The following is a 20,597-nucleotide window of genomic DNA, read 5'->3' on the forward strand; positions in this document are numbered from 1 at the left end:
ATGACTTAATCTAAGCAAAATCTAAGAAAAAAAGTCTATATGAAATTATATTTTTTTAGAGTACTTTTCACCCGATATAGGAATATTAAAAGTAACATAATGATTTTAAATAACTTTTACAATTACTTTTCAGTCACTCCTTATTAATTTGTAGTCTAGGCTAAAATAACTCCATCTATTAGAATAATTTACTTATTCATTGTGAGTGAAGACCTTTGACCAACGAATCTTCTACACTGCAACGAGGACTAAAAAATCGACACATCCAATTAATTGCTATGGGTGGAGCAATTGGTACCGGATTATTTTTAGGCTCGGCGCAAGTGATTCAATCTGCGGGACCATCCATTATTTTAGGATATGCCATTGGCGGCTTAATCGCGTTTTTGATTATGCGTCACTTGGGAGAAATGATTGTTGAAGAACCTGTTGCAGGATCGTTCAGCCATTTTGCGTATAAATATTGGGGGAAATTTCCCGGATTTTTAACCGGATGGAACTATTGGATACTCTATGTTCTGGTGGCGATGAGTGAGCTCACCGCGGTAGCCAAATATATTAATTATTGGTGGCCTCATATTCCAGCATGGACGTCTGTCTTATTTTTCTTTGTCGTGATTACGGCAATTAACTTAACCAACGTCAAATTTTATGGTGAGTCCGAATTCTGGCTCGCTATTATTAAAGTTGCTGCGGTTATCTCTATGATCATATTTGGACTTTATTTGCTATTTACAGCAGACGTAGGTTCAAACATTTCATTTAGTAACCTTTGGTCTCATGGTGGATTTTTTCCAAATGGCTTTAGCGGCCTCTTCTATATGTTGGCTTTCTTGATGTTCGCTTTTGGTGGTATTGAACTGATTGGTATGGCCGCAGCGGAAGCAAAAGATCCGAAAAAAACCATTCCAAAAGCAATTAACCAAGTCGTTTTCCGTATCTTGATTTTCTATATCGGTTCATTGGCAATCTTACTTTCATTAGTGCCATGGAACCAATTAGATCTTGGCGGTCTCGACAAAAGTCCATTTGTTATGATTTTTAGCCAAATGGGAATTGGTTGGGCTGCACACTTACTGAACTTTATTATTTTAACTGCTGCCCTCTCTGTTTATAACAGTGGGATGTTTGCAAATAGCCGTATGCTCTACAGTCTCGCTCAACAAGGCAATGCACCAAAAGTTTTTGCAAAAACCAATAAACAGGGGGTTCCTATTCCCGCTGTTCTGCTTTCTGCTTTATTAATCTTTGGTTGCGTTCTTTTAAATTACTTTGTACCTGAAGATGCTCTTGGACATCTTATGTACGTTGTAGTTGGTGCACTTGTTCTAAACTGGGCAATGATATCAATTACACATTTGAAGTATAGACGCTTTGTTAAGCACGCGAATGTTAAGACATCTTTTCCAGCGTTATGGTCGCCATTTAGTAATTATTTAGTTTTAGCGTTTATTGCTGTGGTTCTCTATATTATGTGGACTCAAGGTTTCAAAGAGTCAGTAATGATGATCCCTATTTGGATTACAGCAATGCTCGTACTTTTTGACTATTTAAATCCTAAAAAACTCGATTCGGTTGAGAATCCTGAACAATAAATAAATCTAAAAAGCCATTGTTTAGACAATGGCTTTTTTATTTATGATCAGAAAATTATGCATATTTATACTGACGCGAACAGTAAGCTCGTTCAACCTCTGGTGAACGTAATTGCTGATGCTTAGTTTTACGCCCTGCCATACGTTTACGCCAAAGTTTAAAACTATTGGTTGTGAGGTTGTATCTCATTAAACGAATAACTTCACTTTCACGTAAGCCATACTCTCGCTCAATTGCTTCAAATGGGGTTCGATCTTCCCATGCCATTTCAATAATTCTAGATAAGTCCTGTTCATCAATTTTTTTCATGTTATGCCCTTTTGAATTATAGATAGTCAAATCTGATTTTTAACAAATAACCTTTCGGGAATAGTTTCATTTACTCAATTGCTTGTCTTAAACTCTCTCGTGTTTTGCCTGAAATCATAGAAAGATCAACATGAATTTTTTGTGATTTTTTAGCTTTATAAACTGTTTTTCAAAAGAAATAAGCGGCTAGAAACGGTTGAGTGGTACAGGTTTATTTTTATTAGTCACTGTGGCAAAAGTTTTAATACCTAAAACATGAAAAAGCCATTGCCTTGGCAATAGCTTTTTTGTTTATAATCATAAAATTATGCGCCCTTAGCTTAACTGGATAGAGCAGTTGCCTCCTAAGCGACCGACGTGGGTTCGAGTCCCGCAGGGCGCACATACTTCTAAACTTAATCCTTCACTTCAGCCAACAATGTTTCAGCTGCAAGTTTGCCTAAATTATTAGAAGCAAGCGGACTATCACCAGTTAGCAATTTACGGTCTCTATGACATTGACCTGTAATGCCCTTATTTAAAATTTCGACACCGAGCTTTTCAAGGTTTTCCCCTACTAGCCAAGGTAAAGCCCCCGGCATATAACCGATATCAATATTTGCTCCTTTATCTAATGAATCAGGGAATACACAAATTTGATAGCCTTTAAAAATATAGTTTTCTGGCTGTTCATCTACTGCGGCAGCAAGTAATGAAGCTGGACCATGACATAAAGTAATAATAAATTTATCTTGTTCAACCGCCCATTTCAGGACTTTTTTCACCTCAAGGCTATGTGGAATTTTAGCTAATACGCCATGCCCACCCGGAATAAATACAGCCGCATATGGAGAGTTTTCCCCCACTGCGTTTTCTAAAATATTAGTTAGTTTTAATGGATTTTTTAATTTATCTGCATATTTCTGGAAAGTATCTAACACCACTTGTTCTTGCTTTGGCATCGCCCACATTTCAAGTTTAGCAGGGTTCCCTGAAAGTGTCGCAACATCAATTTCAAAGCCTGCATTATCTAAATGAAACATCGGTAAAAGCATTTCTACAGGATGGTTGCCTGTTGAAAAGAACTTACCATTTTGCATCTGGATGTAACGCTCATCAGTTGCAATCATTAAAACTTTTTTATTACCTGTATACGGCGTTGAATAAGTCGTGCCATCGTAATCGGTTTTAGGAGCAGTATATTGACTCAGTGAATAAGGTGATGGGAAAAAGGCATTATCTTCAGCCAAATCTGGAGTAGGATTTTTATCATCAATATTTGCGGTATTCATTGTTACTATCCTTTTTCATCAGTATGGAAAGAAATAATAAGGTAAGAACCAATTGTTATTTCTTACTCAATTTATAGGTGAAGTTATAGAACTGGTGCAATCTACCAATAGAATTTGGCAATTTTTATAGAGAAATAGGCAGAATCTAGAATTATAAAATTCAGTTTAGGCAAACCCGTCGTTCGCCCAAACTTTAATGATTACAGCATTACGCATTCATTTCTAAAACGATCTTTCCAATATGATCACCCTGCTCCATACACGCATGAGCACTTTGTACATCTGAAAAAGCATACGTTTTATAGATTTGAGGTAAACACTTACCTTCTGCCAGTAATGGCCACACATGCTCATGCAAAGATTGGGCAATTTGTGCTTTTTCTTGGCTATTACGCGCTCGCATCGTTGAACCCGTAATTGTGGCACGTTTTAAAATCAGTTTTTGTAAATCAAATTCTTTTGCAATACGCCCCCCCATAAAACCAATAATGACCAGTCGGCCATCACGTTTTAATAGATTTAAATTTTTCGTGAAATAGGAACCACCCACAATATCTAAAATGACGTCAACACCTTGGTCTTGGGTATGTTTCAAAACTTCTTGCTCAAAATCTTGGGTTTTATAATTAATTGCTGTGGTTAAGTCAGAGAGTGCTTCAACTTTATCTTCACTACCAACGGTAGCAAAAGTTTTAATCCCCAAAGCGTGGCAAATGGCTAAAGCAGTGGTTCCGATCCCACTTGCCCCACCATGAATCAGTGCGGTTTCATCTTTCTTTAAACGGCCAATATCAAAGAGGTTTGCCCAAACCGTAAAAAATGTTTCCGGAATCGCAGCAGCTTGCGTAAATGATAAATTTTCAGGTATTGGCAATACTTGGGTTGCAGTTACCGCACAGTACTCAGCATAACCACCGCCATTTGTTAGAGCACAAACTTTATCACCAACCTTGAATTGATCGACTTGCTCACCTACCGCAACCACAGCACCAGCGACTTCAAGCCCCGGTATTTGAGTAACACCTTTAGGCATTGGATATAACCCCATACGCTGCAATAAATCAGGGCGGTTAATTCCAGCAGCCTTTACCTCAATTAAGACTTCATCTGCTTGAGGTGCTGGAATATTAGCATCTTGAACTTTTAGAACCTCAGGTCCACCGGGAGCCGTAATTTCAATAATTTTCATGGTTGTTGGAAAGGTCATAAAATGCTCCATGTTTGATTTATATTTCAAATACTAATCTACGTTAAATAATTGATGACTTGGGTGGAACGCCAAACAGTCGCTTAAATTCTCGGCTAAATTGTGACGCACTGACATAACCAACTTCATAGGCTGCTTCTGCCACACCCATTTTATTGTTCATGATAAGTTCGCGTGCCTTATGTAACCGAGTAATTTTGAGGTACTGTAAGGGTGAATAATTCGTCACCTTTTTAAAAGTCTGATGAAAAAGCGATATGCTCATGCCCGCTTGTTTCGCCAACTCTTGAACCGTTAAGTTATGATAATAATCACGCTGAATAATTTCACAAATGGTGTAAATTACGCCATCTCGACTAGTCATAGCCGATAAACTCTCGACTAGATTACTACCTGAAGCTTGCACCACACGATAAACCAATTCTCTTTTAACTTGCTCACCCAATATAAAAGTATCTTGTTTAGAACGAAGTAAATTGAGCAATCTTAGAGCGACCTCTGAAATGATCGTATTCATATCAATCACTCTAAGCCCACAGCTTAATTCTAAATCTTCCGAGTGGGCATCTTCAGTAATCACTTGTTGCTGTTTATCCATTTTAGTAATGAGATCAGCCATCATTTGTGGTTCAAATTTTATTGCTATCGCCAGCATTGGTTCATCATTTTCAACCACAGTATCGCAATCAAATGGTATTGCAATTGAGATGAACAGGCACTGCCCTTGTTGAAACTGAAAGATTTCTTTACCAATATACCCTCTCTTTAATCCCTGTATCACTAAAACAATTGAGGGTTCTTGCAGCACAGCAATAGGTTTCGTGGAATGATCTACCCGCATTAAAGTGATATTAGAAATAAAAGTAGGATAAAGACCTTCTGCTGGAGCCAAGTGCAAAAATGCATCGACCAAATGTTCTGTAAGATGATTTTGCGGCATAGTTTTATTGTGAGAGGTAATCTAATAATCAATATAACAATGAACCTAAAATGAAAACATCTGTCTTACGTTTACTTTGTATAAATAGGCAATTCAAATCAATTTTTAGGCATAAAAAAACCTAGAGCATTCTAGGTTTTTTCACTTTATCAAGCTCTTTAAGCTGATAAATTGAAGAACATTGCTGCAATTAAAATAATTACACCAAGTACAATTCGGTACCATGCAAATACACGTAACGTGTGACGCTCTACAAACAGTACCAATGCTTTTACAACAAACAGCGCGGCAATAAAAGCAGCAACGAAACCTACGCCAATATTAACCATATTGTCTGAGGTAAGTACGTCAGCATTTTTAATTAAGTCAAAAGTTGCAGCGCCCAACATGGTTGGCATTGCAAGGAAGAAAGAGAATTCTGTAGCAGCTTTACGTGATAAGCCCGCAAACATTCCACCCACAATTGTTGCGCCTGAACGTGAAGTGCCCGGAATCATCGCCACACATTGAGCAAGACCAACTAAAAACGCTTGTTTAAAAGTAATTTTAGTTGCATCGAGTGTCTTATGTTCAAATTGTCTAGATTCAACCCAGAAAATGATCAGGGCACCGACAATCAAAGCAATCGCAACCACAATTGGGCTAAATAGAACACTTTTAATAAAGTCGACAGCTAAAACGCCAATAATGACTGCTGGAAAGAATGCAATAAGCACACTGATCGCAAAATGACGTGACTCCACATCACCACTAAAGAATCCCTTAATCAAGTTAATAATTTTTTGTCGGTATAACCAGCACACTGCCAAAATAGCACCTAACTGGATTACGACCTCAAATACACGACCGCCGTCTGAGTGGAAATCGATAATATGACCAAATAAAATTAAATGGCCTGTACTCGAGATGGGTAAAAATTCAGTTAAGCCTTCGACAAAGCCTAAAAACAGTGCTTTTATAACTTCAAAATTTTCCATAACTTGCTCAAAGAAAGTTAATCATTAGAACGATCTAAAATTTGTTTTATCGAAACTGATAAGCCTAAAATTAGACTTAACACATGTTCAATATCAGATCATTTCTAACGTTTGTGGTTATTGCCCCTAGTTAAAGGCAGTTTATTTAAAGTGCGATAATGTATCACAACATGATGACAAACTTGGGTTAACTATCGTAAAAAGATAAAACTTGGTTAAGAACTGCCAAAATTTTTTTTGTTATAGATAAAGCTTTTCGCCCTTACTTACTCTACAAAATCATCTTAAAATGTCCTTAAAGAAACATGATATTATTCTGTTCAAATGCAACTCATATCAAAAATTCTATCTGAATGAAAAATACCAAAATTAATGCACGTCATCTTATTATCGATCTATTTCTTTCCTCAGCTTATCCTCAGCTCACCATTAAACAAATATTGATTGCCGCTAAACTCTTTAATATGAGTGACAACGGTATTCGTGTTGCGACGACTCGGCTATTAAATGAAGGCATGATTGAAAGCGTCGAGCGCGGTATTTATCAACTTTCGCCTTCAACCAAAGAATGGGCAAAAGTCATTTTGAATCGTAAAAATGGCATTAAGCAGACTAAAGAATGGCAACAGCACTATCTGGCAGTATTTACTGGAACTTTAGGCCGTATAGATCGGACCGCTTTAAAAAAGAGAGAGCACGCCCTACATCAATTTGGTTTTAGAGAGCTCGAAACTGGTATTTACATACGTCCAGATAATTTAGCGTATAGCTTTGAAAAAACATGTGAAGAGCTCGTTATAGCGGGTCTTGAAAATGAAGCCAAAATTTCTATTATTCAAAAATTTGACTCAAAAACAGTTTTGTTAATTCCTTCTTTATGGGATACCAAAAAGCTTGAAAAAAACTATGAAATGTATAGTCAGGATATTCAAGAATGGCTTTTGAACTATAAAAATTTATCCTTAAATGAAGCTGCGACTCAAGCTTTGTTATTAGGACGTGAAACGATTACCTTACTCATGAATGATCCTCTGCTGCCCCCTCCATTTGTTAACGAACATGCCCGCAATCAGTTTGCTCAGAATGTACAGCAGCTCGATTCGATTGGACAAAAGCTATGGCAGAAACTTTATGAAAATGAATTAGCCCATTAAAAGACGATTTATTTTTTTACAAACAAATATTTCACTTTTTAAAATTTTATGACTACATTTGTAATATAAAATATGAATGCCAAAATCTGATTTGGGAGAATAAAAATGAATGCACAAGTGAGTGTGACCGATCTATTTAGCAGAGAAGAAATACAGGAGCTCACACAACCCTCAGATATTTACGGTGCTTGGGCTGTTGCAAGCACATGGGCCGTTATTGGCGGAACATTTGCTAGCTTAATCATGATGTGGGATTACTTACCTAACTGGGGCAAATTACTTGCTTGTATGCTTGCCTTAGCAATATTGGCAGGTCGCCAGTTATGCCTAGCGATTTTGATGCATGATGCATCGCATAAAAGCCTATTTAAAAATAAGAAAATAAATGACTTCGTAGGTGAATGGCTATGCGCCCGTCCAATCTGGAATGATCTACAAAAATACCGCGCACACCATGTCCGCCATCATGCAAAAACCTCTACTCCAGATGACCCTGACCTTTCTTTAGTTTCTGGTTTTCCTGTAAGTAAGAAATCTCTTACTCGTAAATTCTTACGCGACTTAACGGGTATGACCGGATTAAAGTTTAGCTTTGGCCGAGTGTTAATGGATCTCGATTTAATGAAATGGACTGTTGCAAATGATCAAGTCTGGCTAGATCGAAGCAATAAAGATTTCGTTGATTATGCAAAAAGTCTTATAAAAAACAGTAGCGGCGCCATTGCAACCAATATCGCTCTTTATGGTGTTTTAAAAGCTTTCGGTCAACAGCGGTTTTATTGGTTATGGCCCCTAGCTTATTTAACACCGTTTCCATTATTTTTAAGAATTCGCTCAATGGCCGAACATGCAGGTATGCAAACGAGTAATACTGCTTTAACCAATACACGAACAACACGTGCAGGTTGGATTGCTAGAAGCTTTGTGGCGCCTATTCATGTCAATTACCACATGGAGCATCACTTAATGGCTTCGGCGCCCTACTTCAAACTGCCGCGCGTGCATCGACTATTAAGAGACCGCGGTCATGTTCCGGCACCACCTAGCTATTTTGAAGTGATTGAATCGCTCTCCTCTAAGCCAGAACAATCTACTTAATTGACTCAAATAATAAGTGAGAGGCCATGAATTTAAATTTATGGCCTTTTAATTTAAATCAGCCATTTTATGCTGGGTTTGGAAATATTTTGGCGTTACCCCCATCCAACGCTTAAACGCACGAGTGAAGTGAGAAGTCTCGGCATAACCTAGCATTAAAGCAACTTTTTCGACCGACATGTTATTTTGAGTTAAAAGTTTCTGGGCCTGCTCCTTTTTCAGTGAGTCAACCAAGAGTGTAAAACTAGTATGATCAAGGGCTAAATAACGTTGTAAGGTTCGCTCTGACATATTCATGATTTGAGCCACTTGCCCAACTTTTAATGTCTCCCCCTCCCCATCCAAAAGCAATTTTTCAACAACTTGTTTGACTCGCCCTTTCCAACCATCTTTTAACTTTAACTTCTCTATATTCCGCTTACATTGCGCATTTAACAATGGCGCTAGCATTGGGTCTGCCGTTAATACAGGTTGTTTTAAATACTCTTTTGGAAATATCCAACGATTACGCTTTTGGTTAAATAAACAAGTCACAGCCAGTTGATGACTGATTTGGTCAAAACCTATCGGCTCTGGCATTTGTAATTCAACTTTTCCCAAATGAGAAAGCCCTGTTAATTTTTTCGCAATTTGAACAAAACCGACTAACAAAAAAATGTTGGCATTTGGGCTCAGCTGAAATGCATTGACGGGCTGATGAATTGACCAACATGCATCATTATTTTCTTGTTTTAATTCTGGTTTAAAAACCTTACAACGTGAACCAATGAATTGTTCAAGTATTTTCAGCGCTTCTCCTAAATTTGGAGAAACTATGGCAGCAATTCCGACTGAACCATAATATGAAGCCGTCATGCTTAAAGCTAAATACCCAGCTAATGCTGGCTCTTTGCATAATTTGATCGCCCGTTCAATAAGCTGATTTAAAATGTTGAACTCGACATACCAGTAAGGCTTTTCTAATTGGTCTAAAGTTATTCCACTTCCATTTAAAAGCTGCTCACCAGAGACACCCCATCGCTTAATAGTTTCTACTATTAAATTAATATAAGTTCCGGGTAATTCTGGATTCATGAGCGACCCATTGAGCAAAATAAAATGGCGTGAAATGGTAAAAACTGTCTGTTCATGAACTATGCCATGCTTTTAAATTGATGCATAGTTATTCAAAACAAAATCCGCCGAATTGCACTAGACAGCACAATTTCTGAAAAAGAATATAGGTCACCTTATGAACATTCTGATTGTCCATGCTCATCCAGAACCACAGTCTTTTACCGCTGCTCTAAAAAGTACAGCCAAGCAAACCTTAGAAAAATTGGGGCACCGCGTAGAAGTTTCAGATTTATATGCGATGCAATTTAACCCAGTTGCATCCAAAGAGGACTTTTTGGAGCTTAACCAACCTGATTATTTTAACTACGCATTAGAGCAAAGAAATGCCAGCAAAAATCAACTTCTAGCTCCAGATATTCAAGCAGAAATAGAAAAAGTAAAAAAAGCTGATTTAGTTATTTTAAATTTCCCGCTTTATTGGACATCTGTACCAGCAATTTTAAAAGGCTGGATTGATCGTGTATTTGTTTCAGGACTCTTTTACGGTGGTAAACGCTTTTATAACCACGGCGGAATGACTGGTAAAAAAGCCATGCTGTGTTTAACACTCGGTGGTAGAACCCATATGTTTGGAGAAAACTCAATTCATGGCCCAATTGAAAATTATTTATCACCAATTCAGCGTGGTACATTGGCATATGCGGGTTTTGAGGTTTTACCACCATTTATTGCTTATCATGTACCATATATTAGCCAAGAAGCACGAGAAGTCCTTCTGGAAGATTATGGAACTTATCTCACTTATCTAGACCAGCTCGAACCTTTAATATTCCCTAAGCTTGAGCAATTTGATGAAAAACTATATCCATTTTAATGGTATGTTTTAGCTCTAAAAATTAAATAACCGAATCTAGATTATTATTTTCGGTTATTTTCTTACTTCGAACTTTTAAATATAGAGGCCAAATTCGCTCAAAAAATAGATCAAATGGTAAAAAAATTAAGCTAAACTTTTTTATAAAATTAAGAATATAAAAGTGAATCAATAATATACAGATGTAGAGAAACTAGACTTATCAACTAAAAATGACGACTAATACTCATTTCATAATCATTTAATTCATATTTTTACAAAAAAATCTTTGACCATTTTTCTTGGATTTGTGACAAAAATGTCATAAAAACAGAGGCTACTAATAATAGATAAAAAATATAAATATCAATTAATTAAAATAAATTAACAATGAAAATATTCCTTCATTTTTCATCCATTATCGACATTATTTGTATAAAAAGTGAGTACTCTTCAGTTCATATAACAGATTTACTCTTATTGTAATTATGCTATTTTTGTTACATGGAGTTATCAAAGCTTCTATTAGTTGTAATTAGGAGCTTTGAAGGCAACACAGTTTAAACGGTTTAACTCTGTTACTTTTAAAAAAATGTCTTGAAGTTCAAGGAAAGATTAAAATGAAATTAAAACATCTGAGCACTGCAATGATTTTAGCAACGCTGCCTGCAACTGGGGTTTTTGCAGCAGCATTGGATCGCTCTGGACAATCAATGTCTGCATTTTTACAGCCTGGAAACTACTTTGAAGCTGGTATTTCTATTTTAGATCCAGATGTATCGGGTAAAGAAGCAGGATCAAGCCCAACAAATCGTAATATTGGCGATATGGCCGATGATTATTTTTTCCCAAGTGCAGCCTTAAAACTACAACTTAACGATAAATTTTCTTTTGGTTTACTTTACGATCAACCATTTGGTTCAGATGCAGAATACACAGGTAATAATGCATTTGTTTCAAACTCAGGGTCTGACTCAGTTTTATCAGCTGGTGCAATTGACGGGATTGTTACTAAAAAAGCAAAAGAAGCTTTAGTAGCACAAGGTTTACCTGTAAATGATCAAACCTTAGCAATAGCAAAAGGCCAAGTTTTAGCAAGTCCTCAATTTCAACAACTTGCTGGTGCTCTTGCTGTAGCAAATAATTATTTAGGCACTGGCGGAACTAAAGTAGAGGTAGATACACAAAACTTATCTTTTGTTTTTGGCTTCCAACCAAACCAAAACTTTAACTTCTATGCGGGTCCAGTATTACAAACAGTTAAAGGTAATGTAAGTCTTCGAGGTCAAGCTTATAGCCTTTACAATGGTTATGATGCGAATATTAAAGAAACTACTGGTGTAGGTTGGTTAGCAGGTGCAGCTTATCAAATTCCAGAAATTGCGTTTAAAGCATCTTTAACTTATCGTTCTGAAATCGACCATAAAACCAATATTAATGAAGACTTATCTTTATTAAATTTCCCTGGTCTTACTTCTGTGCTCGCTGGTTTAGATGTTCCTGCATCTAAGCTTCAAGCTATTAATTCAGAAGGCAAAACTACAATTACTACCCCTCAATCTGTAAACCTTGATTTCCAAACAGGTATCATGGCAAATACAGTGGCATTCGCGAATGTACGATGGGTAAACTGGAAAGACTTCTCGATTCAACCATATAAATTCGGCAAAGTATCGGAAGCTGTAGGTGGGCTTGTTGGACGTCCAAATGGTTTTAACTTAGTTGAATATTCTGATGACCAATGGTCTGTTAACGCCGGTGTTGGCCGTAAACTTACTGATAAGTGGGCGGGTAACGTTTCTGTGGGCTGGGACTCTGGCGCGGGTAACCCTGTAACAACCTTAGGCCCAACTGAAGGTTACTGGAACGTAGGCTTAGGTCTTCAATATAGTCCGACTCCACAAACTTTCCTTGCTGGCGGTGTAAAATACTTCTGGTTGGGTGATGCTAAAGCTCAAACTGGTGCACAAGCAGGTACTGATCAATATGTTGCAGACTTTTCTGACAACAATGCTATCGCTTATGGTTTAAAACTTGGTTATAAATTCTAAGTTTTAAAAACAAATAATAAAAAAGGCGCTTTAAGCGCCTTTTTTATTATTTGTTTTTAAGCTGGGATATTACGCTGTGAAACTGAACGGATTGCTTCTTTTAATGCATCATATCCGCGGATAGCAGGAAACTGTGGAAACTCAGCAATCACATTTTCTGGCGCATCAAACAAGAAACCATGGTCAGCTTCACCAAGCATCGTTGTATCATTATATGAATCACCAGCTGCGATTACACGGAAATTTAAACCATGTAGTGCTTTAACCGACTCACGTTTTTGATCTGGTTGTCGTAATTTATAAGCCGTAATCATTCCTTCTTCATCTGTCTCTAACTTATGACAGAAAATCGTTGGCCATCCTAATTGCTTCATTAAAGGATGCGCAAATTCATAGAAGGTATCTGATAAGATCACGAGTTGGAAATGCGTACTCACCCATTCAACAAACTCTTTTGCGCCTGGTAATGGCCCCATCTCGGCAATGACTTCTTGAATATCATTTAAGCCTAAACCGTGTTGTTTTAAAATATTCAGACGTTGAGTCATTAAAACATCATAATCCGGAATATCACGAGTAGTTGCTTCGAGTTCTTTAATCCCTGTTTTTTTTGCGAAATTGATCCAGATTTCAGGAACTAAAACCCCTTCCAGATCTAGGCATACGATTTCCATGAATGCTTCCAACGTTGGTTAAAAATTGCTGTATCATACCATTAAGATTTTCAGTTTTGCGTTGTTATTGATCAAATCAATTTTATTCATAAGGATCGAAATTAAAGTGCTAAGCACTTTATCAACTATCCTTTAGAATATTTTTCATAACTCAATGCGCCCAAGCCTTTTGCCAGGAACACACATGACCGTTATTCCGACTATTGACATCGTAGATGCTCTTGCTGCTGAGTATGCAACCAAAAGCCCACGAGAAATTTTAGAACTTGCCTTAAGCCAACAAGGTGAAATCGCAATTTCTTTTTCGGGAGCAGAAGATGTTGTTTTAATTGATATTGCTTCACGTTTGGGTAAGCCGTTCCGTGTCTTTAGTCTCGACACTGGTCGCCTACATGCTGAAACGTATCAATTTATTGAAACTGTCCGTAAACACTACAATATCAATATCGAAATTTGTTTCCCTGAATCTGAAGCTGTCCAAAACATGGTCAATGAAAAAGGTTTATTCAGCTTTTTCACAGATGGGCATCAAGAATGTTGCGGTATTCGAAAAGTTCAGCCTTTACGTAAAAAACTTGCGACTTTAGATGGCTGGATTACAGGTCAACGTAAAGATCAAAGCCCTGGTACACGTACAGAAATTCCAGTAGTACAAGCTGACGCAGGTTTCTCTGGTCCAGGTAAGCAACTTATTAAATATAATCCTTTAGCGAACTGGACAAGTGCTGAAGTATGGAGTTATATCCGTATGATGGAGATTCCATATAACCCTCTTCATGAGCGTGGTTTTGTTTCTATTGGCTGTGAACCATGTACTCGACCTGTATTACCAAACCAACATGAGCGTGAAGGTCGCTGGTGGTGGGAAGAAGCCACTCAAAAAGAATGTGGATTACATGCAGGCAATATGAAAAAGTAATTTTTTATCAAAAAACCACTGGTAAATCAGTGGTTTTTTTTGTGTCATGTTGCGTACACAAAGTCATATTTTCTCTACTCTAAACGCTATATACTTAATTTTACGGTTCTATAATTCTAACAAGAGCTCAGATAAGGGCTTCTTAGAAAAATGCATGAGGCACGATGATTTATGCGTCCATTACACCCAATTGATTTCATTTTTCTGTCACTCGAAAAAAGACAGCAACCCATGCATGTCGGTGGATTATTTTTATTTGAAATTCCTGAAAATGCACCAGAAACCTTTGTACATGATTTAGTAGAAGATATTAGACGCTCAAAAAGTATTCCTATTCCTCCCTTCAATAACCGTTTAAATGGCTTATTTTGGGATGAAGATGAAGAATTCGATATCGATCATCACTTTCGCCACATTGCTTTGCCTCATCCAGGCCGTATTCGTGAATTATTGGTTTATATTTCACAGCAGCATAGCTCACTAATTGATCGCGCAAAGCCACTTTGGACCTGTGACATTATTGAAGGAATCGAAGGCAATCGTTTTGCCATGTATTTTAAAATACATCATGCAATGGTAGATGGTGTCGCTGGCATGCGTTTGATCGAAAAATCTCTATCAAAAACACCAGAAGAGAAACACGTCGTTCCTTTATGGTGTGTTGAGAGCAAAAGAACTAAACGTCTAAAAGTACCGACGCCAAGTACAAGTAAAATTAAAAGTATTTTAGGTGGAATTAAGTCCCAACTCGATATCGCTCCGAAAGTCATGCAAGAGCTATCTCAGACAATCTTCAAAGAAATGGGTAAAAATCCTGATTATGTTTCTACCTTTCAGGCACCAGTTTCTATTTTAAACCAAAGAGTAAGTGCTTCACGTCGTTTTGCGGCCCAATCATTTGAACTGAGCCGCCTCAGAAAAATTTCAAAAGCATTAGGCGTGACGATTAATGATGTTGTGCTGGCTGTATGTTCAGGGGCTTTACGTGAATATTTGATTAGCCAAAACAGCTTACCTAAAAAGCCACTTATTGCGATGGTTCCAGCTTCATTACGTACAGATGATTCTGATATGAGTAACCGAATTACCATGATTTTGGCCAATTTGGGGACTCATAAAGATCAACCCTTAGAACGCCTAGAAATCATTCGCCGTAGCATGCAAAATTCAAAGCAACGCTTTAGCCGCATGACAGCTAATGAAATTTTAAACTATAGTGCAGTTGTTTATGGTCCGGCAGGATTAAACATCATGTCAGGAATGCTTCCTAAGCGTCAGGCTTTCAATTTAGTGATTTCGAATGTACCAGGACCACGTGAGCCGCTTTATTGGAATGGCGCGAAATTAGATGCCCTCTACCCTGCTTCGATTGTCATGGATGGTCAAGCTCTAAACATTACCATGACCAGCTATTTAGATAAGCTTGAAGTTGGATTAACAGCTTGCCGAAATGCTTTACCAAAAATGCAAAACCTTTTGACTCATTTAGAAGATGAGATTCAACGTTTTGAAGAAATTATTGCAGAGAAACAACTGAAACATCATTCAGCAAGTTAGTAAAAGTTAAGGGGCTTTAAATTGGCCCCTTATTTTTTGATTGTGCGGCACTGGTTAAGCAACTGATGACATACTGAACGAATCATTGCAGTTGTGATTGGTACTTCTTTACCTTGGTCATTCAACATATAGCAGCTATTTACTGGCGTGCTTTCTAAAACATGTTTAAGACCATTGCTAATTAAATTTTCACTTACATTCATGGGTTATACCTCTTATTGTTTGCTAAGACGTTTAATAGGGAGAACGTCTACGGCTACTGTATGTAAGTAGTATTTAAAATTCATGAATGAAAGTAAAATTTCAGTTGTAACAAGGATTAAGCGATATCTTGTTACAACTTTAACTTAAAATGATATCGTATTGCTCTTGCGTATATAAATTTTCGACCTGAAATTTAATAACACGGTTAATAAAATGCTCTAAATCGGCTACTGCTGGTGCTTCTGCTGTTAATAATCGGTCAATCACAGAAGGATTGGCAACAACAGTAAAGCCACTCGTTGACTCGAATGCGCGCGTATAACGTAATATCTCGCGAAATATTTCGTAACACACTGTCTCTGCTGTTTTGACAAAACCACGCCCCTGACACGTTGGACAAGATTCACATAACAAGTGTTCTAATGATTCACGAGTTCGTTTACGCGTCATTTCGACCAGACCAAGTTCTGAGACTTGAGTAATTTTGGTCTTAGCGTGATCTCGCTCAAGCATTTTCTCAAACTGACGCATCACCTCTTCACGGTGAGTTGCTTCTTGCATGTCAATAAAATCAATAATGAGAATACCACCCAAATTACGCAATCTGAGTTGACGCGCGATAACTTGAGTCGCCTCCATATTGGTTTTAAAAACCGTGTCTTCAAGACTACGACCACCGACATACGAACCTGTATTAACGTCAATCGTTGTCATCGCTTCAGTCTGGTCAATCATCAGATAGCCGCCCGACTTCAAAGCTACGCGGGTTTGCAAGGCTTTTTGAATATCTTCTTCAACATTGTAAAGATCAAATAGCGGTCGCTCTCCCGGATAATGGATAAGACGACTCTTCATATTCGGGACAAACTCATCTACAAACTCAAGCAGTTTTGCATGAATCTCTCGCGAATCGACATAAATCTTTGCCGTTTCTTCACTCGCCAAATCTCGAATAATACGTTGAGGTAATGGGAGCTCTTCAAAAATTAGAGAAGGAACAGCAACGTCAGTTTGTTTACGCTGAATGTATTCCCACAACTTACTCAGATAGCACATGTCCTGGGCAATTTCTGCCTCATCGACACCTTCGGCGGCTGTGCGGACAATCACGCTACCAGGTAAATTATGCTCAGTTTGAATACCTTCAATAATATTACGCAGTCGCTCTCGCTCTTCTTCTGACTCAATACGCTGAGAAACACCAATGTGATTTCCATATGGCATTAAAACTAAATAGCGAGAAGGAATTGAAAGATCTGTACTCAGACGTGCGCCTTTTGTACCCAACATGTCTTTCATGACTTGAACAGTAAGCGTTTGACCGGGATGTAATAGCTCAAAGACATTTGGCGTAGGCTGTGAACGAGGCCAAACCATATCATTGATATGTAAAAAGGCTGTTCGAGACAAACCAATATCCACAAAAGCAGCTTGCATGCCCGGAAGCACTCGTACTACTTTACCTTTGTAAATATTGCCGACTAGACCGCGCTTGACTGTACGTTCGACATACAGCTCATTAACAGTTCCATTTTCGATTAATGCCACCCGACACTCCATAGGCGTGACATTAATAAGTAGTTCTTCTGACATACATAAACTCAAAGCATTATAAAATTTTTATTAAAGAGTCAGAGAAGCTGTTAACTTTAACTTTGTCTAGTGTTCGTCGACAATGCTATTCACTTAAGAATGATAACAACCCCTTATGTCTTTACTCTTTTTAATAACTGTGCAAATTCGTATAAAGGAAGTCCTACCACATTACTATAACTTCCTTGAATTTGGGGAATATATTGCGAGGCAATTCCTTGAATTGCATATCCACCCGCTTTTCCAACAGGCTCACCCGTGGTCCAATAATCTTCCATATCTTGTGTAGTCAGGTGCTGAAACTCAACTTGTGTTTGCACTACCTGACTTAACATTTGTTGTTGAGTCGCAACGCATAGTCCAGAAAACACATCGTGCCAACGTCCAGATAATTGCTTCCAGATTTCAAAGGCATGATTTTTCGATTCAGGCTTACCAATAATTTGACCATCAAGTCCAAGACTAGTATCGGCAGCAATAACAATTGCTTCTGGAAAAAGCTTCAATACAGTTTGAGCTTTTTCTCTAGCCAAACGTTCAACATAATGATGAACAAGCTCATTTTCATGAACAGACTCATCAATTTCAGGACTATAGATTTCAAAATCTAAGCCTAGCTGTTGTAACAGCTCTTTCCGACGAGGAGAGCTAGATGCTAAAACTATATGCGCCATTTTGCCAAACAATAATAGACGACTGGCCACGTGATGATACTTGTCATCAAAGGTTGCCAATGTCTAGCAATCGAAAAATGAATTCCACCCATAGTCTGTGTTACCCACATAAATGCTAAGTGGGCAATAATGACCAGCGTTGCTATCGTCCATAAATTAACAAAAGTTAAAATACGGCGTTCCCGAATTAAAAAACGGGTAAGAAAAGTCACAATTACAAAGCTTAAGGCATTGAGACCTAAAGGCGCATCAAGCAATAAGTCTGTAAAAATCCCCATCCCGAATGCGAACCAGACCCCACACCATGTTGGCTGACATACTACCCAAAATAGCATGATCATCAACATGAATAGAGGCCGCCAGCCTGAAATATCATAAGATAGCGGATAAACCATGAGTACAGAACCCACAATAACGGAGAGAATAATTCCCCATAATGGGTCTTTACGCTTTTCTCGTTTGAGTTTAGCGATCGGCATAAGGCTGCTCCTTCGCTAAGGACTCAGAGAAAAGTACAACTACATGGTGCCCTGTGGCTAATTGCGCTGCTGGTGTGACATCAATTTCAGCAAACTCACCTGAATTATGACGTCTTATTTTGGCAACTGTACCCACAGCGTAACCTGCTGGGAAATGTTCACCCAAGCCTGAGCTAAACACTTTATCACCCACCAGAATATTAGCGCTGGTCGGAACATATTCCATTTTTAAACGGCCTAAATCACCTGTACCAGAAACAATTGCTCGCATTCCTGTACGCTCAAGACGTACCGACAGTGAATGCTCTTTATCTGATAACAACATTACACGTGAGCTATGAGGGTATACATTAATGATCTGCCCCATAATCCCCTTATCATCCAAAACCGTTTGCCCGACCTTGATATGGTCCATAGAACCTCGGTTAATAATGATGATATGACGCAATGGGTCTGCATCTGTCCCAATCACTTCGGCAATTTCCATACGACCATCAATAATTAACGGTGTATCAAGAAGTCCTCGTAAACGGGTATTTTCAGCAGATAATTCAGAAAGTTTCTGTAAGCGGACTTGAGCTTGTAAAAGCTCAGCCTGCATCGCGGTATTTTCACGACGCAGTTGTGCTTCAGATTTTGTTTGTTGATTCAGCCATTCTCTCGACAGTACTGGATAACTGGCCAATGCATAAATTGGGTTATATGCAGCGTACAAGACATCCCTTGCTGGCTGAATTACATAAGGCATGCGCCAATCAAAGAACAGCACAACCAAGCATGTAATGACCGCAATAATGAACGAGCGGAAAGATGGCGGCTGTCTTGAAAAAATATTCGGTTGCACCGCCTAATCCTTAAACTTAACCGACGAAAAGCATGTCATGGTTCGGATTGTCGAAGAATTCCAATACCTTACCACCACCACGGGTTACGCAAGTAAGAGGATCTTCAGCAACAACAACCGGTAAACCAGTTTCTTGAGCTAATAATTTATCAAGGTTACGAAGTAACGCACCACCACCTGTCAATACAATACCGCGCTCAGCAATATCAGAAGAAAGTTCAGGAGGAGTTTGCTCAAGTGCCGATTTAACAGCGCTTACAATACTTTGTAATGGATCAGAGATTGCTTGAGTAATTTCGTCAGAAGTTACGGTAATTGCACGAGGCACACCTTCTGCAAGGTTACGGCCACGTACTTCGATTTCTAATGTTGTACCATCAGAAACAGCCATACCTACTTCTTTTTTAATAATTTCAGCAGTGGTTTCACCAATCACACAACCGTGAGCTTTACGAACATAATTGATGATTTGCTCATCAAAAACATCGCCGCCGATGCGTAAAGAGTCAGCATAGACGCAACCTTGCAATGAAATAATTGCAATTTCTGTTGTACCGCCACCAACATCCACAACCATAGAACCACATGCTTGTTCAACTGGCATACCTGCGCCAATTGCTGCTGCCATAGGCTCTTCAATCAAACGAACATCACGGGCACCAGCATTAAATACTGCTTCGCGAATCGCACGACGCTCGACCAAAGTTGATTTACATGGTACACATACAACTACACGAGGTGCAGGTGGGAACAAACGTTTTTCGTGAACTTTACCAATAAACTGATTCAACATGGTTTCAGTCACTTCAAAATCCGCAATTACACCGTCTTTCATTGGACGAATTGCAGAAATATTCGCAGGCGTACGGCCCAGCATTTGCTTAGCATCTAGACCTACAGCAGCAACAATTTTTTGTGAACCACTGTGACGAATTGCCACAACTGTTGGTTCATTTAATATAATGCCGCGGCCTGGTGCATAAATAAGTGTATTTGCTGTACCTAAATCAATGGCTAGATCCGGCGAAAACAAGCCAATTAGTCGTTTTAGAATCACGGTTCGTTCTCAGTTAAACTTTCATGTGGATGCAAGGTGGCAACTTTAAACTAAATGTGATGATTTGAACAAGTCAATCGCTTA

The 20,597-nt window shown here is 38.4% G+C and carries 20 protein-coding genes and 1 tRNA gene; 8 read left to right on the top strand and 13 right to left on the bottom strand.

What is annotated here, in order from left to right; all coding sequences use genetic code 11:
- Positions 1 to 215 precede the first annotated feature (215 nt).
- Positions 216 to 1,595 carry an amino acid permease gene (locus AWW73_RS14990; protein WP_081409652.1) on the top strand — a complete coding sequence of 460 codons (1,380 nt, stop codon included), beginning with the start codon at positions 216 to 218 and terminating at the stop codon, positions 1,593 to 1,595.
- Positions 1,596 to 1,650: 55 nt separating this feature from the next.
- Here the strand turns inward: AWW73_RS14990 and AWW73_RS14995 are convergent, their stop codons facing one another.
- Positions 1,651 to 1,905: a TIGR03643 family protein gene (locus tag AWW73_RS14995; RefSeq protein WP_031949182.1), complete on the bottom strand. Its 255-nt coding sequence runs from the start codon at positions 1,903 to 1,905 to the stop codon at positions 1,651 to 1,653.
- Positions 1,906 to 2,214: 309 nt separating this feature from the next.
- Here AWW73_RS14995 and AWW73_RS15000 point away from each other — a divergent pair.
- A tRNA-Arg gene (locus AWW73_RS15000) sits at positions 2,215 to 2,287 on the top strand.
- Between the two features lie 13 nt (positions 2,288 to 2,300).
- On the opposite strand, the gene hchA is transcribed toward AWW73_RS15000, so the two are convergent.
- The 4 genes from hchA to AWW73_RS15020 all read right to left on the bottom strand — a co-directional run bounded on the left by hchA (position 2,301) and on the right by AWW73_RS15020 (position 6,300).
- Positions 2,301 to 3,176: a glyoxalase III HchA gene (hchA, locus tag AWW73_RS15005; protein ID WP_062850052.1), complete on the bottom strand. Its 876-nt coding sequence runs from the start codon at positions 3,174 to 3,176 to the stop codon at positions 2,301 to 2,303.
- Between the two features lie 208 nt (positions 3,177 to 3,384).
- On the bottom strand, positions 3,385 to 4,395 hold the full coding sequence (locus AWW73_RS15010; protein ID WP_081409653.1) for an NAD(P)H-quinone oxidoreductase: 1,011 nt from the start codon (positions 4,393 to 4,395) through the stop codon (positions 3,385 to 3,387).
- 31 nt (positions 4,396 to 4,426) lie between these two features.
- Positions 4,427 to 5,323, bottom strand: a complete 897-nt coding sequence (locus tag AWW73_RS15015; RefSeq protein ID WP_062850054.1) for an AraC family transcriptional regulator — start codon at positions 5,321 to 5,323, stop codon at positions 4,427 to 4,429.
- Positions 5,324 to 5,481: 158 nt separating this feature from the next.
- The gene (locus AWW73_RS15020) at positions 5,482 to 6,300 is read right to left on the bottom strand and encodes an undecaprenyl-diphosphate phosphatase (RefSeq protein WP_016143364.1); all 819 of its coding nucleotides are present in this window, start codon (positions 6,298 to 6,300) and stop codon (positions 5,482 to 5,484) included.
- A gap of 353 nt (positions 6,301 to 6,653) precedes the next feature.
- Between AWW73_RS15020 and AWW73_RS15025 the strand changes: the two genes are divergently transcribed.
- Complete coding sequence (locus tag AWW73_RS15025) at positions 6,654 to 7,454, top strand: PaaX family transcriptional regulator C-terminal domain-containing protein (protein ID WP_061874869.1); 801 nt, start codon at positions 6,654 to 6,656, stop codon at positions 7,452 to 7,454.
- 105 nt (positions 7,455 to 7,559) lie between these two features.
- Positions 7,560 to 8,552 carry a fatty acid desaturase family protein gene (locus AWW73_RS15030; RefSeq protein ID WP_062850055.1) on the top strand — a complete coding sequence of 331 codons (993 nt, stop codon included), beginning with the start codon at positions 7,560 to 7,562 and terminating at the stop codon, positions 8,550 to 8,552.
- A gap of 48 nt (positions 8,553 to 8,600) precedes the next feature.
- On the opposite strand, the gene AWW73_RS15035 is transcribed toward AWW73_RS15030, so the two are convergent.
- Positions 8,601 to 9,626: an AraC family transcriptional regulator gene (locus tag AWW73_RS15035; protein WP_062850056.1), complete on the bottom strand. Its 1,026-nt coding sequence runs from the start codon at positions 9,624 to 9,626 to the stop codon at positions 8,601 to 8,603.
- Between the two features lie 157 nt (positions 9,627 to 9,783).
- On the opposite strand from AWW73_RS15035, the gene AWW73_RS15040 reads away from it, so the two are divergent.
- Together AWW73_RS15040 and AWW73_RS15045 are read left to right on the top strand one after the other, a co-directional pair.
- Positions 9,784 to 10,482, top strand: coding sequence for an NAD(P)H-dependent oxidoreductase (locus AWW73_RS15040; RefSeq protein WP_062850057.1), 699 nt, complete (start codon positions 9,784 to 9,786; stop codon positions 10,480 to 10,482).
- Positions 10,483 to 11,081: 599 nt separating this feature from the next.
- Positions 11,082 to 12,512 (top strand): OmpP1/FadL family transporter, encoded by a 1,431-nt coding sequence (locus AWW73_RS15045; protein ID WP_062850058.1) that lies wholly within the window; start codon positions 11,082 to 11,084, stop codon positions 12,510 to 12,512.
- A gap of 56 nt (positions 12,513 to 12,568) precedes the next feature.
- Here AWW73_RS15045 and thrH read toward each other — a convergent pair whose 3' ends face one another.
- Positions 12,569 to 13,186, bottom strand: a complete 618-nt coding sequence (gene thrH, locus AWW73_RS15050; protein WP_016143370.1) for a bifunctional phosphoserine phosphatase/homoserine phosphotransferase ThrH — start codon at positions 13,184 to 13,186, stop codon at positions 12,569 to 12,571.
- Positions 13,187 to 13,370: 184 nt separating this feature from the next.
- Between thrH and AWW73_RS15055 the strand changes: the two genes are divergently transcribed.
- Together AWW73_RS15055 and AWW73_RS15060 are read left to right on the top strand one after the other, a co-directional pair.
- Positions 13,371 to 14,105 (top strand): phosphoadenylyl-sulfate reductase, encoded by a 735-nt coding sequence (locus AWW73_RS15055; protein WP_005064416.1) that lies wholly within the window; start codon positions 13,371 to 13,373, stop codon positions 14,103 to 14,105.
- A 171-nt stretch (positions 14,106 to 14,276) separates the two neighbouring features.
- Positions 14,277 to 15,662, top strand: coding sequence for a WS/DGAT/MGAT family O-acyltransferase (locus AWW73_RS15060; protein WP_016143156.1), 1,386 nt, complete (start codon positions 14,277 to 14,279; stop codon positions 15,660 to 15,662).
- 29 nt (positions 15,663 to 15,691) lie between these two features.
- Here AWW73_RS15060 and AWW73_RS18815 read toward each other — a convergent pair whose 3' ends face one another.
- The 6 genes from AWW73_RS18815 to AWW73_RS15085 form a co-directional block, all read right to left on the bottom strand.
- Complete coding sequence (locus AWW73_RS18815; RefSeq protein ID WP_002116397.1) at positions 15,692 to 15,865, bottom strand: PA1571 family protein; 174 nt, start codon at positions 15,863 to 15,865, stop codon at positions 15,692 to 15,694.
- Between the two features lie 139 nt (positions 15,866 to 16,004).
- Positions 16,005 to 17,459, bottom strand: coding sequence for a ribonuclease G (rng, locus tag AWW73_RS15065; protein WP_062850059.1), 1,455 nt, complete (start codon positions 17,457 to 17,459; stop codon positions 16,005 to 16,007).
- Positions 17,460 to 17,572: 113 nt separating this feature from the next.
- Positions 17,573 to 18,133, bottom strand: coding sequence for a Maf-like protein (locus tag AWW73_RS15070; RefSeq protein ID WP_031949195.1), 561 nt, complete (start codon positions 18,131 to 18,133; stop codon positions 17,573 to 17,575).
- On the bottom strand, positions 18,121 to 18,612 hold the full coding sequence (mreD, locus tag AWW73_RS15075) for a rod shape-determining protein MreD (RefSeq protein WP_002116279.1): 492 nt from the start codon (positions 18,610 to 18,612) through the stop codon (positions 18,121 to 18,123). The genes AWW73_RS15070 and mreD overlap by 13 nt, the downstream gene beginning before the upstream one ends.
- Positions 18,599 to 19,456: a rod shape-determining protein MreC gene (gene mreC / locus AWW73_RS15080; protein WP_016143153.1), complete on the bottom strand. Its 858-nt coding sequence runs from the start codon at positions 19,454 to 19,456 to the stop codon at positions 18,599 to 18,601. Before mreC ends, mreD begins: the two co-directional genes overlap by 14 nt.
- A gap of 16 nt (positions 19,457 to 19,472) precedes the next feature.
- Positions 19,473 to 20,513: a rod shape-determining protein gene (locus AWW73_RS15085; protein WP_000601379.1), complete on the bottom strand. Its 1,041-nt coding sequence runs from the start codon at positions 20,511 to 20,513 to the stop codon at positions 19,473 to 19,475.
- Positions 20,514 to 20,597 lie beyond the last annotated feature (84 nt).

Origin of the sequence: Acinetobacter lactucae (assembly GCF_001605885.1) — a bacterium.
Lineage (GTDB): Bacteria > Pseudomonadota > Gammaproteobacteria > Pseudomonadales > Moraxellaceae > Acinetobacter > Acinetobacter lactucae.